12 protein-coding genes are annotated in these 15,998 nt (G+C 44.0%); 6 read left to right on the forward strand and 6 right to left on the reverse strand.

Annotated features, from left to right (window positions below):
- Positions 1 to 21 precede the first annotated feature (21 nt).
- From pilM to IGI77_RS06570, 5 genes are all read left to right on the forward strand, one after another.
- Positions 22 to 1,068 (forward strand): type IV pilus biogenesis protein PilM, encoded by a 1,047-nt coding sequence (pilM, locus tag IGI77_RS06550; protein WP_438769744.1) that lies wholly within the window; start codon positions 22 to 24, stop codon positions 1,066 to 1,068.
- Positions 1,069 to 1,070: 2 nt separating this feature from the next.
- Positions 1,071 to 1,694 carry a hypothetical protein gene (locus IGI77_RS06555; RefSeq protein WP_422700477.1) on the forward strand — a complete coding sequence of 208 codons (624 nt, stop codon included), beginning with the start codon at positions 1,071 to 1,073 and terminating at the stop codon, positions 1,692 to 1,694.
- Positions 1,687 to 2,313 (forward strand): hypothetical protein, encoded by a 627-nt coding sequence (locus tag IGI77_RS06560; protein ID WP_413125989.1) that lies wholly within the window; start codon positions 1,687 to 1,689, stop codon positions 2,311 to 2,313. Before IGI77_RS06555 ends, IGI77_RS06560 begins: the two co-directional genes overlap by 8 nt.
- A gap of 21 nt (positions 2,314 to 2,334) precedes the next feature.
- Positions 2,335 to 6,378 (forward strand): pectate lyase-like adhesive domain-containing protein, encoded by a 4,044-nt coding sequence (locus tag IGI77_RS06565; RefSeq protein WP_438769745.1) that lies wholly within the window; start codon positions 2,335 to 2,337, stop codon positions 6,376 to 6,378.
- A 248-nt stretch (positions 6,379 to 6,626) separates the two neighbouring features.
- A complete protein-coding gene (locus IGI77_RS06570; protein ID WP_015509440.1) occupies positions 6,627 to 7,334 on the forward strand; it encodes a demethylmenaquinone methyltransferase in 708 nt (235 codons plus the stop codon).
- Between the two features lie 103 nt (positions 7,335 to 7,437).
- On the opposite strand, the gene IGI77_RS06575 is transcribed toward IGI77_RS06570, so the two are convergent.
- The 5 genes from IGI77_RS06575 to IGI77_RS06595 all read right to left on the reverse strand — a co-directional run bounded on the left by IGI77_RS06575 (position 7,438) and on the right by IGI77_RS06595 (position 12,195).
- Positions 7,438 to 9,243: an ABC transporter permease gene (locus tag IGI77_RS06575; RefSeq protein ID WP_438769747.1), complete on the reverse strand. Its 1,806-nt coding sequence runs from the start codon at positions 9,241 to 9,243 to the stop codon at positions 7,438 to 7,440.
- 13 nt (positions 9,244 to 9,256) lie between these two features.
- Positions 9,257 to 10,009: an ABC transporter ATP-binding protein gene (locus tag IGI77_RS06580; RefSeq protein ID WP_005225671.1), complete on the reverse strand. Its 753-nt coding sequence runs from the start codon at positions 10,007 to 10,009 to the stop codon at positions 9,257 to 9,259.
- 7 nt (positions 10,010 to 10,016) lie between these two features.
- On the reverse strand, positions 10,017 to 10,379 hold the full coding sequence (locus IGI77_RS06585; RefSeq protein WP_074536882.1) for a YxeA family protein: 363 nt from the start codon (positions 10,377 to 10,379) through the stop codon (positions 10,017 to 10,019).
- A 167-nt stretch (positions 10,380 to 10,546) separates the two neighbouring features.
- On the reverse strand, positions 10,547 to 10,897 hold the full coding sequence (locus IGI77_RS06590; RefSeq protein ID WP_010747917.1) for a hypothetical protein: 351 nt from the start codon (positions 10,895 to 10,897) through the stop codon (positions 10,547 to 10,549).
- Positions 10,894 to 12,195 (reverse strand): DUF1576 domain-containing protein, encoded by a 1,302-nt coding sequence (locus IGI77_RS06595; protein WP_270787609.1) that lies wholly within the window; start codon positions 12,193 to 12,195, stop codon positions 10,894 to 10,896. The genes IGI77_RS06590 and IGI77_RS06595 overlap by 4 nt, the downstream gene beginning before the upstream one ends.
- A 377-nt stretch (positions 12,196 to 12,572) precedes the next feature.
- On the opposite strand from IGI77_RS06595, the gene IGI77_RS06600 reads away from it, so the two are divergent.
- Positions 12,573 to 14,366, forward strand: coding sequence for an oligopeptide ABC transporter substrate-binding protein (locus IGI77_RS06600; RefSeq protein ID WP_438769748.1), 1,794 nt, complete (start codon positions 12,573 to 12,575; stop codon positions 14,364 to 14,366).
- A gap of 257 nt (positions 14,367 to 14,623) precedes the next feature.
- On the opposite strand, the gene IGI77_RS06605 is transcribed toward IGI77_RS06600, so the two are convergent.
- A complete protein-coding gene (locus IGI77_RS06605) occupies positions 14,624 to 15,487 on the reverse strand; it encodes a helix-turn-helix domain-containing protein (protein ID WP_142964412.1) in 864 nt (287 codons plus the stop codon).
- Positions 15,488 to 15,998 lie beyond the last annotated feature (511 nt).

Raw genomic sequence — 15,998 nt, forward strand, 5'->3', positions numbered from 1 at the left:
AAGAAGAAAGCAGGTCCTCGTATGTTTGGCAAAAAAACAATTCCCCGCTTAGTTGGGATCGACATCCAAAAAAACTGCATCCGTTACTGTACCAAAAAAGGTGACCGTCTCAAATACGGCGAGCTGGTCGTGAATGGTACGATTTTTAAAGATGATAAGCTGCGCAATCCTGATAGTCTTGAAGCCGCCTTCAATGAGATCGCCAAACGCTTGGGATTACGCACGATGAGTGTGGTGATCACGGCGCTGAATTCTCGTCTGCTGATCAAACAGATACCTATCGGCAAGATGAACTCGGAAAAAGAGATTCGCGAGTACTTGTATTTTGAATTGGGGGAGTCCATCTCCTTGCCTTTTGAAAACCCGATTTTTGATTTGCTGATCCTAGGCAAAGGCAACAAGCAAAAAGTGCCAAAAGAGAAAAAGAAAAGGGCCAGCAAGAAGGAAGAAAAAGCAGAGCCGCAAGCTGTGGTCATCCAGCGGAATCGGTTTACCATCAATGGCAATGTGCCAGTCGTGGTCACATCCGAGCCGATTTTGATTCAACTCGGCGACACATTGAAAAAAGGCGGCCATCAGCTGATGGGCGTCGATTGCAGTTTTCTGGCGTATAGTCGTATGTTTCAGCGACAGATCAACTGGAGTGAAAATTTCGTGCTGGTCGAGTTAGATGCTGGCATCGCCAATATTACCTTTTTTGAAGAATTGGTGCCGACATACTTGCAGTATGAAGATTATAATCAAGCCAATTGGAAATATATTGAAAAAGCCCAATCTGTGCAAGTGAACTTTAGGGAAAGCGCGGAGATCCAAGCACTGGAAGGGTTGGCAGAAACCCTGAATTCGGTCATTGCTTACTATTATCAGGAAATCTCGCCTGATTGTGAATTGAAAAAAATCTACTTAGTCGGCGGTCATCCAATGCTGCGCAAAGAAGTCCAAGAAATATTTCATGACGTGTCTTCTTTGCCAGTCAAAATGATTTCTGCAAAAGTAAGTGAAACCAGCAAGAAAAAAATTCCCGACCGCTATGTCTTGGCTGCGGGATTAGCGACGAAAGAGGTGTAACTATGAACATCAATCTATTGCCTAATAAGTTTATTCGTAATCGGGCGTTTGAAGTCATTCTTTCGGTGTCGCTTCTCCTTTCGTTAGTTGTCGTTGGGGTTTGCGGGTTAGGCTTTTGGTATTATCAACGTTTGGTCACCAATAATCAAAGCAATATCATGTCTAGTCAAGCAGAGCGTATCGTCTTTCAGCGCCAGTTAGAAGAGATGCTGGCGTCAAAATCTCAAGACCTACAAGAATTCATCGCCCTGCAAAAGCAAGAGAAATATTTCACAGCGCCTATTATGGAAACCTTTGAGGAAGTGGCATCAGGGATCGATGTGACCATCAATTCGTATAATTTGCTGCTAAATAGCGATGCGGGAACGTCCGAAACAGCCCAAGACGGCACGCCATTGTTTCCTTCGGTGAACTTGGCGGTCCAAGGGGATGTTTATGAAAGTCTGATTCGCCTCAAATCAGCTTTTGAAGCAATCGATTGGGTACATCATGTGACCTATCAATCCTTCTCTCATAGTTCAACGCCGCAAGATGGGCGCATCACTGTCTATCTCTCACGAATCGATGCACCACAAGTGATCAGTGAAGACAGCGAAGAAGAAAGCGAGGTGGAAGCGGATGACTAGAGTCTTTTTCTCCAAAAAACACATCATCATCTCCGCGGTGATTGCACTAGTTCTCGCTACCTCCGTACTCATATTTTGGCTATTTTTACTGAACCCCAAACGTGCCGAAGGGATCGAATTGGCTCAGGAATTAGCTGGGATCGAAGCTGAGATCCGCGACATTCAAGAACAGCTAGTCTACCTGCAAGGGGAACCAGACCTTCTTTCATCAGAGACGGTCAATGAGGTGCCGATCATTCCCAATGGCATGGCGATCGAGTCTTATTTTACTGATCTCGCTGCTCTTGAAACGGAATTGCCGATCACGATTTTGCAATCGACCTTTAATGAGGAGATGCTTTATCCTACACCAGAACAAATGGCGGATCAGACTGGTGACAATCCTTTAGCCACACAATTTCGGGTCACAAGGATCGGCTTTGATCTCCTGAGTGACACGAATGAAGGAATCGTGCGTTTTATTGATCGGATGGAAAACCTGAATCGCTTTTTAAAAGTTGAATCAGTCGAATACCGGCAAGGAAACAATACGTCAGGAGCAGATGCGTTTTCGGCAAGTATCGTTATCAAGCTGTATTATCTATCGAGCTTTGAAACGGGACAAGAACTGTTGGAGTAATCAAAGGAAAGGGGTGCCTAGATGAAATCATTTACTGTTCTAGCGACTGTCTCGAAAATCAAACTGGCTGTCGCTGCATTAGGGGTCTTTATCGTTATTTCTGTCTTGTATGCGGTCTTTGCTATCAATGGTGGCAATTCTTATGAAGTGTCCGGTCACTTTGACCCAGAAACAGGACAATATGTATTGACGATCGAATCGGAACAAGCCGCAGGCGAGACGCTTTTCTTGATGGCAAATCATGAAGCGCTGGTGTCATTAGAAATGTTTGAAATGCTTGAGCTGGAAGAAGCGACCTTGCATCCAGCTGAACAAGAGGGTGTTTATGGTGTGGAAATCGAAGTGGCGCCTACGGAAGAAACGTTGTCCTTGGCATTACCAGTCACTTTAGGAGAAGAAGACGCCATCGAATTTGTCCTTAAGCGGGGAAATCGGACGCTGCAAAAAATCGCTCCGCCTTCTCTCGAAGAACGACAAACCTTGCGATTGGAAGCCGACAAGGCTGTAGAAGAAGCAGCCTTGCTTGACGTTCAGCAGCAGGAAACCAATGAGTCAGCGGCAGTCGAACTGCTTTCAGAACGGGCGACGCAAGGAGAGCGTGCCGAAGTTTCGGACTATCAAGAGCTGCGGGCTGCTTTTAGTGATTCATCGATCTCTGAAATCGTGTTTCTCGCAGACATTACCGCTGATTATACGAATGAGGCCAACAATCGATTAGCTGCGTTGAATCGGTCGGTGTCCATCGATGGGAATGGCTTTACCTTAACCACACCGAAGCGTTTCAACACGAACGGGACACCAAACTATGGCTGGAATCCTACTGGACGTTTCTTTGAACTGACGACTACCCATGATCGTCTGCCAGCAGTCTTTGAGTTAAAAAATATGACGATCGATTTTCAGGGAAACAATCTAGGATTAAACGCGTTGATCTATCAACAATCCTTGGCAGCTTCAGCTTTTTGGACGGTCAAAATAGAAAATATCGAGGCAAAAAGTGGTGTGCTAGAGGGAAGTACGGGCAATAATTTCCTTTATTTGCAACAAGGAAATCTCGAGATTCGCGGAACGTTCCATTGGGTGGCTCACAGGAATCCAGCCGCAGGCAACAGTTCAGATACTGGCAGCTTTAATGTCAAAAGTGTCTTGATCACGGATGAGGCGGATGTCAAGATCTCAAATACTCGGCCGATTTTTCGGCTTCGACCAGATAACAATAATATTTCAACCTCGTTTCGAGTCAATAAGGGTTCTAAAGTAGACCTCTACAGTGTCCAGAGCCAAGCAATTTGGGCAAATCTTGAAGGACGTACTAACGAGGTGATTTTTGAAGTCGATGGAGAAGGTACCGTCTTAAATGCTTCGTCACAAATGGACTTAGCGGGAGCAAACGGCGCAATCATTTCCTTGATTGGACGGCGGGATGAGACGCAAAATAAGTTTTCTCGTACGATTATTTCTGGTGGGGCGGTCGTAAACTCGTATTCTAGAGCCCCCAGTCCCACGAATGGTGTACCGAAAGGAACCACTGCTTTTGTCAATCAAATCTCTAAAGCGGGAGCGACCACCAAACTCGGCGGCAATGTGACGGTAACTGGGGAAGGGTCGCAATTTAATTTGTTTGGCGAAGGTCAACATCATGAGTATGGTTCAGTGATGCGGTTTCGCTTAGTCGGGGAACAGACCTTTGTGCTTGCCGACCAAGGGAGAATGAATATCGTCAAATACCACGGAAATGCGGCTGCAGTGCGGATGTACGGGCGGAACAACGAATTCTATGTGGAGTCAGCCGGTCAGTTGAATATCTTTAACCATGCAGGCACCAGGACTGCGGCAGATGATGGCATCTATATTGATGAAACAGGTTTTGCCGTATTTGATCAGTACAATGATGAAGAACGAGAATTTGATCCGTCAGCCGATTCTACCATTACTGCCAGTAATGGTGCAGACACGGCTGGTCGGCAAGGCATTCAATTTCCTCTTGATGGCAGTGGAACTTCGGTCTTTCATGCACAAGGAGAGAACAGTCGAATCCACATCTATGCACATCGTGGTCCTGCTGTTTGGATGCAAGGCGGAGAAGCCGAGTTCTTAGCTGGAAAAGACGCGACCTTTCGAATGGAAGGTCGGACCCTAGGCGCAAATAACGGAATAATCAGTTCGGTCGCAAGAAGCAATTTTGTGATTGATGAACCACTTTTTTATGACTTTCGAAACAATCGACCCAATGGCGGACAAGCGTTCTCAAACTCAAATCGCAATAGTACCTTTACGTCTAATCGTGTCGGACTAGCGGTATGGGAAAAACGTAACGACGTGAATCTAGATGGTGATCCAGACAATTTCTGGAATCCATTGAGCTATCAACTAGGCAATGTCAATTTTGCACAAATCGTTAGTCCGCAGCCGGGAGAGCCTTTTTCAAATGAGTTCAACAGTACGACTTTTAGGGGCGGGAATGCCTACACGCGATTTTCTGCCAATAATTATCCGCCAATGATCCAGCACTTAGTGACCCCGACCAATGCCGACAAAACCTTTTATGCCAAAGCGGTCGTTCCGTATGAATACACGGGGGCGATTCGCGATGCTTGGGATGATGAGGTCTGGGTGGAAGTTGCTTTGAAGGACGAAGCAGGCAACCAGCTTGAAACGCAATGGCTTTCCTCCAAATCAACTGTCGATGTTTTTGGTGAGGTGCATAATGGTGTGATCGCATGGACGCGGGACGACTTTTTCAAGACAGGTCAACGTTTTGAAGTGCTGCGTGCCCACCGAGGATTAGACCCCAGAATGGAGGATGTTGACGATTCGATTTTCATTCATGCAACAGAAGAGAGTATTGCCGCTTTGCCTGATGCGGTCGTCGTGGATGTACGACCACCGACTGGTCTGCAAGTGGCAGAGGATCAGGTCTTTAATGAACGGACGACAACAGTTTCGGGGATCATGGATTTTCATTCTCCGCAAGACGACCAGCCAAAAGAGCGCGTCGCCATTTATGCGAGTACCGCACAAGGATTGATCCGTGATGCTTCAGGCGACCCATATGTCATTACGCTTGATGCCGAAGAGGGCAACTCCGTGCCATGGCAGTATCAATTGCCTCGTCGCCTTGATCCTGAAGAGGATGTGTATATCGAATTTTACGCAAAAGATTTCGCAAATGATCGTTACGACGATTTCGTAGGAACGTTACCAGATACGACCACGACGGAACCAAATGGACAGTTGGGGAGTACGAATCCGTCCGCCAGCGATTACGAGGACTATTTAGGGTATCGTGATGCCATTGGCGATGATCGTTTCCCACCAGCGCTCTCCTTTGAAGTCAACAGTATTCGACCTTCTGACCCATCGATTACGTTACGAGTACCGCAAAGCTTTGATCGTGATGAAGAAGGCAATCCGATTATCACCGTCGGCAATCAAATGATCTTGCGGACGATCGTAGAAAGCAACGATGCGCGAAATTCTGGGAAAGACGATATTGAAAATGCTGTCGTGACGCTAGATATCTCGCCGAATTTATTGACGTTCTTAAATGTCGATGCGCTCGTGTATCAAGACAATGTCGCCTCGGCTAGTCTTTCTGGCGATCGTATCACGATCCACTTAGAACGCCCGATCGCACCTGGAGATCGCATAGAATGGAACTTGACTGCTCGGGTGGATGAACAATCAGCTGCTGGGAACGGTCTGACCCCAGTAACGATCAACGGTAGAGTTTCGGGGAATCAGCCAGAGACGGAAAACATCCTGGTAGGGGAAGACAGTCTCACACTGCAGACAGGTACACGCGCGGTCACTGGTGAGTTGATCAACCTTGCTGTTCATAACAATCAGCTGCAGATTTTTTATTCCAATCTTAGTACCTTTGACGTCTATATGGATGGCACCTTTTATCGAACATACAACGTGCAGCAAAGACCCGTCACGGATTCTGTCACCCTTGATATTCCTGTCCATGACATCCGTAATCTGATCTCTGTGCGCTACAAAGACGAAAATGGCGCAGACCGTGTTTCTTATTGGAACAATATCTGGGACTTCATCGATTAAACGTGAATAACCTGTTTTAAAAGCTAAAAGAACAGTCTTTCACTGCTGGATCCGCTTGTTGCTGACCGAATTGCCTTGGTCAACAACGTGGGGATCTATGTAGGAAAGGCTGTTTTTTGGTGGGGAAATGACTGAAGGAAAAGGAGAAAGCAGGGTTTTTGTTCCGCAGGTTTTTTCGTGCTAGACTAAAAAGCAGAAGCACGTGAAGCAACAGCAAAACGAAGGGAACAAAGAAAGGACGTGCCGCAATGGCAACAACAGCCAAAGAAACCAAAGTACATGATGTATTTGAATCGATCGCTTCCCGTTATGATCGAATGAACGGTATTATCTCCTTTCAGCTGCACAAACGGTGGCGCAAGGATACCATGAAACGAATGGCAGTACCAATGGGTGCGGAGATATTAGATTTATGCTGCGGTACCGGGGATTGGGCGTTTGCATTGAATGAAGCGGTCGGTCCGACGGGGCAAGTGACCGGCGTTGATTTTAGCGAAGAAATGTTAACGGTTGCCAAAGAAAAGGCCCAGAAAAAGCAACAAACGCAGATCCAGTGGCAGACTGGCAATGCGATGGCATTAAGCTTTCCAGACGAGCACTTTGATTATGTGACGATCGGGTTCGGGTTGAGAAATGTCGCGGATCGCCAACAAGTCTTGGCAGAGATCCATCGGGTGTTGCGCCCAGGCGGGAAAATCGTTTGTCTCGAAACATCACAGCCCACACTGATCGGCTGGCGGCAACTGTTTACTTTTTATTTTCACCATGTCATGCCGTTATTTGGCAAACTGTTCGCCAAAAGCTATCAAGAATACTCCTGGCTGCAGGAGTCTGCACGGGATTTTCCTGACAAGGAGGCATTGAAACGAGAATTTCAGGCAGCTGGCTTTGATGTGTTGCAAGTCAAAAGCTATGCAGGAGGTGCGGCGGCGATGCATCTAGGGGTCAAACCCTAAGATTACTTTCCTTTGTCCGAGAAAAAAAGAAAAAATGAAAGAGACCATCATGCCCTTTATGGCTTGATGGTCTCTTTGCGTTGAGCAATTCAGAGAGTGATTGTTATTTTTTCTTTTGGTTTAAAACAATATTGGTGTATAACCCAATGGTCACCACGTAATAAATGGCGTAGAGGGCGATAAAGATGCCAAAAGGTAGCCATAGGTCATGGTACGGATCGATCATCAAGGTGGTGAACATTTTTAGACCGAACAAGACATGGATCATTCCTAAGATACCAGGAACTAGGAAGAGCACGCCGATCTCTTTGCGGATCGAGCTTTTCAGTAAACGCGTGCGGGTACCGATTTTTTTCAACATCGTGTAACGTTGGATGTCGCTGTTTGCCCCCGAAAGAATTTTGAACATCAGGCAGCTAGCTAACATCGTCAAGAAGGCGATACCCAGGAAGAAGCCCATAAATTCAAAACCAGAGAAAATCCCATTATAGCTGTCGTAGGCGAAGACCCGTTGTGAGAAATTCATATCGGCGGTTTCTGAAGAATTTGCGTCTTGATTTGCTTGCGCCAAATCACGCAGCCCATCGTAGCTTGCTTGGAAGTCTTTGACTTGTACCATTCGCAAGCTGGTTTCCGATGCATTGACCGCACCAAAAGCGGTTTGATCGACGACTTGGATCTCCTTACCTCGTTGTTCTGGTAAGAGGTAGCTACGCAATTGGTCTTGGGCGGTCACATCAGAAGCTAATTGATCGCCAGTCAGCTTGTTGTAAGTGACATCGACACTCAACTGATCCATACTGGAGCTGAGCAAGTTGTTTTCGTTGAATTGTTCCTTCACGTAATAAATGGTGTCATCTGTTTCTTTCATGCTGTAGGTCACATCAAGGGTCGGGTTTAACGCATTGACTTTTTCGTCAGAGGCGTTTTGGGCATTGTTCAAATACAAATCATAAGGGGCAACAGTTTTTGCCAAGATAGGGATCTCGTTTTTAAAGCCAAGACCAACCGTTAAGGCACCTAATGCTAGAGCAAAAAGCATCGCCACCATCGAAAGCATCTGGGTATACTCACGAATCCGAAAGCTTAATTGTGACAAGGTGAAATTGTTTAACTTTTTCAACGCGATCGTATCGTTCTTCTTTAATAGGGATAAAAGAGCGATGATCACCGAACGAAAGACTAGGTATGTGCCAAGAACGATCGTGACAAGGGCGATGCCGATCCCGATCAATTGGAAGGTCATCAAATCGCTCATCATATAATAGCCGATGGCTAAGGAACAAAGTCCTAAAATGGTTTGCAAGAAGAGCAAGAATGGCCGTTGTTTGACTTGTGCCGGCGTGCTTGTTTCTCGTAATAATGCTAAAATCGATTTTTTGGCAATTGCCCATGCATTGAAGATGGCAGCAATCAAAAAGAGAACCGAGAAGAAGACGACGGTTACGATCAATGCTTCTGGACTAAATGCTGCATAATGGGTGATCTGCAAGTTTAATTGATTGACTAGCAAAGTATTGACACCACTTGCTAAGCCGATCCCTAAGATAGAGCCGACGGCGGTGGCAACGATACCTACCATAAAGGTTTCGATAAAAATCATTTGGGCGATCTTTCGTCCTTTGGCTCCTAACATCATAAACATGGCATAATCCTTTTGGCGCATCGCCATCAAGAAAGAATTGGCATATAAGATGTAGGCAAAGGTAATGATCCCTAAGAGGACCGAGCCAAAACGAAAGACGAAGACCACCATACTGATGATCGAGTTGCTTTTTAAAAAGGCTTCATTGCTCGCCATTGATTCGAACATATAAAAGATGGCTGAAGCCATGACTAAACCAGAAAAGAGGACGATATAATCCTTCAACCGAGCTTTGATCCCGGTAAGTGATAGTTTCCAAAGCATGTGTTCTTCCTCCTTATTGTTCCAAGTTTCCTAGAATGACAAGGATCTGGCGGTAAAACGCTTCGCGGCTTTGATCCTCACGTTTGACTTCTTGATGGATCTTTCCGTCTTTGATAAATAAAATACGTTGGCAATAGCTGGCAGAAAGGGGATCATGAGTGACCAATAAAATCGACACTTGGTCATTGGTATTCAAGTCGTCCATCATATTCAATAAGTCTTTCGCACTTTTTGAATCCAAGGCACCTGTCGGTTCATCCGCGAAAAGGATCGTTGGTTCCGTGATCAAGGCTCGAGCGGCTGCCACCCGTTGCTTTTGTCCACCAGAGATCGCTGCTGGATATTTGTCGAGAATATGTGTGATGGACAAGCGTTCTGCGACTCGTTTGATTCGTTGTTGGATGATCTTTGGTTTGACTCCTTGTAAAGACAACGGCACAGCGATGTTTTCTGAAGCCGTTAAGTTTTCTAATAGATTGAAGTCTTGGAAAATAAAGCCGATTTCACGGCTGCGGAAATCTGCCAAGGCATCGCCTTTTAGTTTGGTGATATCGCTATTGTTGATGCGAATGGCACCTTTTGTCGGATGATCCAAAGTTGAAAGAATGTTTAGTAGGGTGGATTTCCCTGAGCCAGAAGCCCCCATGATCCCAATGAATTCGCCTTTTTCAATATCAAAGCTGATACCTTTTAAGGCTTCGGTTTGTTTTTCGTTGGCTTTTCCGTATACTTTGGTCAGTTCATTTGCTTGAATAATTTTTTCCATCGTTGCGTTACGCTCCTTTTAATTGGGTTAATGCTTTGGCTGGGATGTCTTTTTCTTTGACCTCTTCATAGCCAGTTACCCCTTTTTTTTCATTCCAAGTAAGCTTCAAATAGGCTTCTTTGCGCAATGGTCGTTCTTGGAAACCGTTGAAATCAAGGGTTTTGTTTTTGCCGTTCTCATCATACCCTGGCAATTCGTAATGGTATTGCGTATAGACATTCCCATTGTCATCCTTAGAAGTCGTCTTTTCACCATCTGTGGTGATTTGGACATAGTAGCTGTCGCCGCCCATGATGACGGTTTGTGCGACTTGCAATGCGCCGAACCCTATGAGGAGGAGCGCTGCAAGTCCAATCAGAAGTTTTTTCATCTATCGGTCACCTCGTTTTTTATTATGATGAAAGTATAACGCTGGTTTTCTGAAAAGTAGTGTGAAAAATCTATCAATAAACTTTCATTTTTGTCACGACAAACGAACAAAAAACGTTTCTAAAGGGTGAAGGTCACCGCTTAGAAACGTTTTTTGCGTAGGGCTTTTCAATTGTATTTTTTGCGATACAATTCAACGATCAATTGCTCATCCTCGTACATGATGGATGCTTCGTCGATCATTAATCCTAATAGATAGTAATCTTTTTCTTCATGGATCGTTTGATGACCGCCTAACAGCTCCACATAATAATTTTCTAACGTGCTATCTCTTGGTGTGTTGAGCATGTCGATAAAATGTTCTAAATCAGAGGGCTGCTCTGGAAATTGACCTTGCACAACTGCTTTAAACCCCTCTGCTTCAAAGGCCATCTCACTTATTATCTTTTGACAGTCATGGGACAAAAAGTAGGTGACCACTTCATCGACGATTCGCCGTGCCCGTTCTTTTTCAATCATTTTCTTCTCCGCCTTCTGATTTGCTGGTATTCATCTAACAATGGTACCATTGCTGCCGCGACAAATCCACTGGAAAAGCCATTATTGTATAAGTTCAATCCTCCATGTAAATAGGTGATATTTGTGACCAAGGCTGCATGGACCACCCCAGCGATTACGCCAGCAACTGGACCATAATACCCACTGATGGGGGCTAGACTGGTGCCGAAGATCGCTGTCAGCAATAAACTGAAGGTCGATACATCAGAGGTCAAACCGACCTTGGTTGCTAAAACCACCCCAACCATGACAGGCAAACTATTTCTCCAGTGATTCCCGAATGCACTGAAGCCTATCACGGTCAATATTGCGCCTAAAAGGGGACCAGATAGTTCGCCTTGTAAGAAGAAGACAAAGAACAGCATCAACATCCCCATCATCGCCATGTTCATCATCGTGACCCCAAGGGAAAAAATCGTGACATAGTCCGTCATTAATTTCCCTGACGTTTGAAAAAGCTCAGGCAAGCCTTTGAGGGATCGCTGATTTAGAAGATACCCGATAAGAAACATAGCAAGACAAAGAATGAGCAAGAACCCAGTCAGATAATAGTGATACTCCGTCGTCAACTGTTTGTTTGAATAGACTTCTAAGTCGAACAGGCGTAAAAAACTCGTGAAAAACATAGTGATGATGCCAGCAGCAAATCCGATATTATACAAAGAAAAACCTTGGTGGAATTGTAAAAATTGTGCTGCTAGAGGAGGGAGCGCCAAACCGATCAATAGACCGATGCCATAACCGAAAGCGATCCCGACGGGTAAAGGCAACCCTAAACCGAATGCTAAGTAACTAATGACCGGCGAGGCGGCACTGCCAAATAAGGCAACCAGTGAATATTGTGTAGCGGGGCGTTGCTGTATGTAAGAGTATAAATAGACACCAAGTGGAATGGGAATCGAGTTAAAGATGTTTTTTCCAAAAAAAGAAAAGCCAGATATGGTAAAAAAAGCAGCGATCATTGGTCCACTAATAATCGTTCCTTGCTTTTTCGCAAGGAGGATACTGATCAATGTCAATAAGCCACTGTTTAAAAAGGCGCTTCCAAGATTGCCGATCGCAAAATAATCAGAAATCAAATTGCTGGGGGCATTTAAGATTGCCAGCGAGCCTTGCCACAAAGCTTGAGGAGGGGAAGCAACCAAGCCAATGAGGATCAAGACGATGCTATACGCCAAAAGCAAGCGCTGGGTTAAGAGCTGTGAGATAGGTGCAAAGGGTTTCGATTTTGTTTGTAAGAAAACTCGTTTATCTGCCATAGTTTCATTGAACGCTCCTTTTTTTCATAGTATCACACCTTTTAGCGACAAAAAAGTATTTTTTGACAGTTTTAAGCAGCGGGAGAACAAGGTAAATGAGAACCAAAAAAGGGAGAAAAAGAAAAATTTAAGAAAATGCGAATAAAAATAACGGCGATGTATCAAGGAGAATCGCCGTTTTTTCAATAATTTCATCAATCGGTGAAATTATTGACAGAAAGAATTTTACGAAAATTGTTATAATTTAGTTAATCTCGTTCAGATTTTCTAATAAAAAAGCCATTTTAAGATAAAAAAAACTGTTTGCTTGGTTTTTTTATTCGAAGATCGAGTGATCACTGAATCACGAGGAAGGGATTTAAATAAGGAGGAAGAGTATGAAGAAAACGAAGTTTGGCATGATTACTTTATTGGCAGCGCTTGTTTTAGGGGCTTGCGGACAAAGTAACGGAGGTGGAACAGGTTCGACAGATACAGGAGAGTCGTCATCAGACGCTGCAGCATCAGATATCGGTACTATGCCATTGGCAGTAGTGAACGATGGTGAAGTAATGGATGGCGGTACATTGGATGTGGCAGTCGTCATGGATACTCAATTCCAAGGATTGTTCCAATGGGAGTTCTATCAAGATACTTATGACAATGATTTTATGTTACCAAGTCACGAACAGCTCTTTTTAAGAGATGCAGATTTTAAAATCGTTGATGGTGGAGCGGCTGATCTTGATTTAGATATTGAGAATAACATAGCAACGATCACTTTACGAGATGATTTGAAGTGGTCAGACGGGGTAGATGTCACAGCCGAAGACGTTATTTTCTCATATGAAGTAATTGGTCACAAAGACTATACAGGAATCCGTTATGATAATACCTTTACGAATGTGGTCGGAATGGAAGAGTATCACAATGGAGATTCAGATACGATTTCGGGAATTACCGCTGTCAGCGATAAAGTTGTTGAAGTTGAGTTTAAAGAAATGCATCCAGGAATGATGCAACTAGGTGGTGGTGTCTGGTATTCGGCGTTACCAAAGCATACCTTTGAAGGCATTGAAGTTGCAGATATGGAATCTAGTGATCCTGTTCGTAGCAACCCAATTGGCTTTGGTCCTTACCAAATGAGTAACATTGTTCCAGGAGAGACGGTTGAATATACTCCGAATGAGCATTATTACGGTGCTACACCATCGTTAGATAAAATTGTAATGCGTGGCGTTCCTTCCGCATCGATCAATGAAGCATTGAATGCTAAACAATATGATCTTGCACTGAAAATGCCTACTGATACTTACGATTCCTATGCGGATACTGATGGATACCAAATTTTAGGCCGTCCAGAACAATCCTATACGTACCTTGGATTCAAATTGGGCACTTGGAATGAAGAAACAAATAGTGTCGAATACAATCCAGATGCAAAGATGGCAAATAAAGCGTTACGTCAAGCAATGGGCTATGCAGTAGACAATGATGCGATTGGTGAGCGTTTCTATTATGGCTTACGCTCAAATGCTAGCACACTGATCCCGCCAGTTTATGGCTCATTGCACAACTCAGAGCTTGAAGGATACCATTTAGATTTAGATAGAGCAAATCAATTACTAGATGATGCAGGCTTTATCGACGTAGATGGCGACGGCTTCCGTGAAGATCCAGATGGCAACAAATTGACCATCAATTTTGCTTCAATGGCAGGTGGAGAAACTGCCCAACCATTGGCGGATTACTATGTTCAACAATGGCAAGAAATCGGTTTGGATGTTCAGTACTCAACAGGGCGTCTGATCGACTTCCAAGCCTTCTACGACAAGTTGAAAAATGATGATCCAGACATCGATGTTTATCTAGCTGCTTGGGGAACAGGATCCGACCCGTCTCCAACCGGTCTATGGGGACCAAATTCTGCCTTTAACTACACTCGTTATGAGTCTGATCGCAATACAGAATTGTTGGCAGCCATCGATTCAAATGACTCATTTGATGAAGAAAAACGTAAAGAAGCGTTTGATGCGTGGCAAGAATATATGTTGGAAGAAGCGTTTGGTATTCCAACACTTTATCGTAACCAAGTATTACCGATCTCTGATCGTGTCGCAAACTTTACCTGGGCATTTGACGCCGATCATAACCCATGGGCAACCATCGGTGTGACTTCAGAATCTCGTTAATCGGTTAGTAAATTACACAAATGAATCGGCAGCAGCATGCTCGTTGCTTTTGCCAAACAAAACCAGTTAGGATTAAAACCTAACTGGTTTTTTCTTGGTCCATGCAGATGGAAGAAGCAAGTCGAATGTTGACCCCTTCATTTCGAGCGGCTGTTTCGTGGGCGGGTTGGAGTGACATTGACGAAAAAGCTGAGCTCCGTTGGAAGATCAGCTTTTTTTGTTAGATAGCATTACATAAATGCCCATTTAATAAGCGGCTAAATCGCACGATTGGTAACAGCAGCAAGCAACTGTTGGAGATCGTCTTTATGGTTCTGGTAACCGGCTTGTTCAATAACGACTAAGGTGTTTTTTAGAATCTCTTTGTTCAACTGAGCGGATTGCAAATACGAGTATATTTCCTGATACAGCACTTGATGGATTTTTAAATAAAAATAGAGAGGAGTATTGGGTAGCGGTTCAGACAAAAGCAGAAACTTGTTAAGTAGATAGGCATCTTTATTTTCGCTGGCAAAGGCACAGCCGTTTAAGATCACGACACTTAACAGATTTGCATAAAATGGATCATTGGCGTAGTGAAGGATTTTTTTGATCCCATGATCTAAGTAATAACTGATCGTTTCTTGGTCAAAAATAAATAACAAATTTGAAAATAAATTTAACTCAAAGCGCCCCCAGGTTTCGATATCAAACAAGTATTGCTTTACCAGTTCGACTTCTTGGGTGTAAGCTCCTTGATTCATCAGAAATGATTCACGGTTGAGCAGCAGCAATCCTTGGACATATAAAGAATAATAGAAAAAATTTTGTGTCTCAAAGTAGCGTTTTTCCAGGCTAGTCAAGTAGTCGAGAGTCAGTGTTCGCTCATAGTAACGGGTATAGAAATCTTGCACTAGCTGACGTTTCTGATCCGTGGCTTCGCTGTCGATCAACAGACTGAACTCATGAACCGTAATATTCATTTTGTCTAAGTAGTCAAACAGGGTTTGTGAAGAGAGGTTTGTTTTACGATTTTCGAATGAAGAAAGGGTGGTACGTGAGGAAATACCTTCGGCAAGCTTGGCTTGCGAGATTTTGCGATCTGTGCGCAGTTTTTTGATTAAAGAGCCTTGCTGTTTCATGGGGGACCTCCTTAATTGTGACGCATTTCTGAACAATGTGATTTTAATAACATGTTATCAAATATAATAAGGTATAGCAAATAATAAAGGAGGTAGTTTTTCATGGAATTTGAACCATTCGGCCCTTGGGAAATCAACCCATTTAAAAACTAGTACTGCCTTTTCTGCGAAACCTTATCGTTGACCTTTCAATGATAAGTCTTGTGACTGTTTCCTTTATGATAGGAACAGCATATTCCTCGCTCTCTGCGGTTTTTATCGCAGGATCGAGCAACATCTTGAAGAATCGAAAGGTTATTTGATTGCTTCCCCCTCTCAAAGACACCTTTTCGTTTGTGGAAGTCATGAAGCGCATGAATCGCTAAAAGCGGTCAGTCACATTGAATGTCTGTCATGCACCAGACCTTCCCCAATTCTTTGATTCTTTGTGATTGATCGTTTTTTGTAAAGCATCATCCTTCTAGCCATGACCGTAATGTACGAAGATTACGGTTTTTTTTTGTTGTGTGCT

Origin of the sequence: Enterococcus sp. DIV0213h (assembly GCF_051711285.1) — a bacterium.
Lineage (GTDB): Bacteria > Bacillota > Bacilli > Lactobacillales > Enterococcaceae > Enterococcus_D > Enterococcus_D casseliflavus.

What these genes read in the sequence shown, in the direction of transcription:
- pilM (WP_438769744.1), top strand. Translation starts at nt 22, where the DNA reads ATGTTTGGCAAAAAAACAATTCCCCGCTTAGTTGGGATCGACATCCAA.
- IGI77_RS06555 (WP_422700477.1), top strand. Translation starts at nt 1,071, where the DNA reads ATGAACATCAATCTATTGCCTAATAAGTTTATTCGTAATCGGGCGTTT.
- IGI77_RS06560 (WP_413125989.1), top strand. Translation starts at nt 1,687, where the DNA reads ATGACTAGAGTCTTTTTCTCCAAAAAACACATCATCATCTCCGCGGTG.
- IGI77_RS06565 (WP_438769745.1), top strand. Translation starts at nt 2,335, where the DNA reads ATGAAATCATTTACTGTTCTAGCGACTGTCTCGAAAATCAAACTGGCT.
- IGI77_RS06570 (WP_015509440.1), top strand. Translation starts at nt 6,627, where the DNA reads ATGGCAACAACAGCCAAAGAAACCAAAGTACATGATGTATTTGAATCG.
- IGI77_RS06575 (WP_438769747.1), bottom strand. Translation starts at nt 9,243, where the DNA reads ATGCTTTGGAAACTATCACTTACCGGGATCAAAGCTCGGTTGAAGGAT.
- IGI77_RS06580 (WP_005225671.1), bottom strand. Translation starts at nt 10,009, where the DNA reads ATGGAAAAAATTATTCAAGCAAATGAACTGACCAAAGTATACGGAAAA.
- IGI77_RS06585 (WP_074536882.1), bottom strand. Translation starts at nt 10,379, where the DNA reads ATGAAAAAACTTCTGATTGGACTTGCAGCGCTCCTCCTCATAGGGTTC.
- IGI77_RS06590 (WP_010747917.1), bottom strand. Translation starts at nt 10,897, where the DNA reads ATGATTGAAAAAGAACGGGCACGGCGAATCGTCGATGAAGTGGTCACC.
- IGI77_RS06595 (WP_270787609.1), bottom strand. Translation starts at nt 12,195, where the DNA reads ATGGCAGATAAACGAGTTTTCTTACAAACAAAATCGAAACCCTTTGCA.
- IGI77_RS06600 (WP_438769748.1), top strand. Translation starts at nt 12,573, where the DNA reads ATGAAGAAAACGAAGTTTGGCATGATTACTTTATTGGCAGCGCTTGTT.
- IGI77_RS06605 (WP_142964412.1), bottom strand. Translation starts at nt 15,487, where the DNA reads ATGAAACAGCAAGGCTCTTTAATCAAAAAACTGCGCACAGATCGCAAA.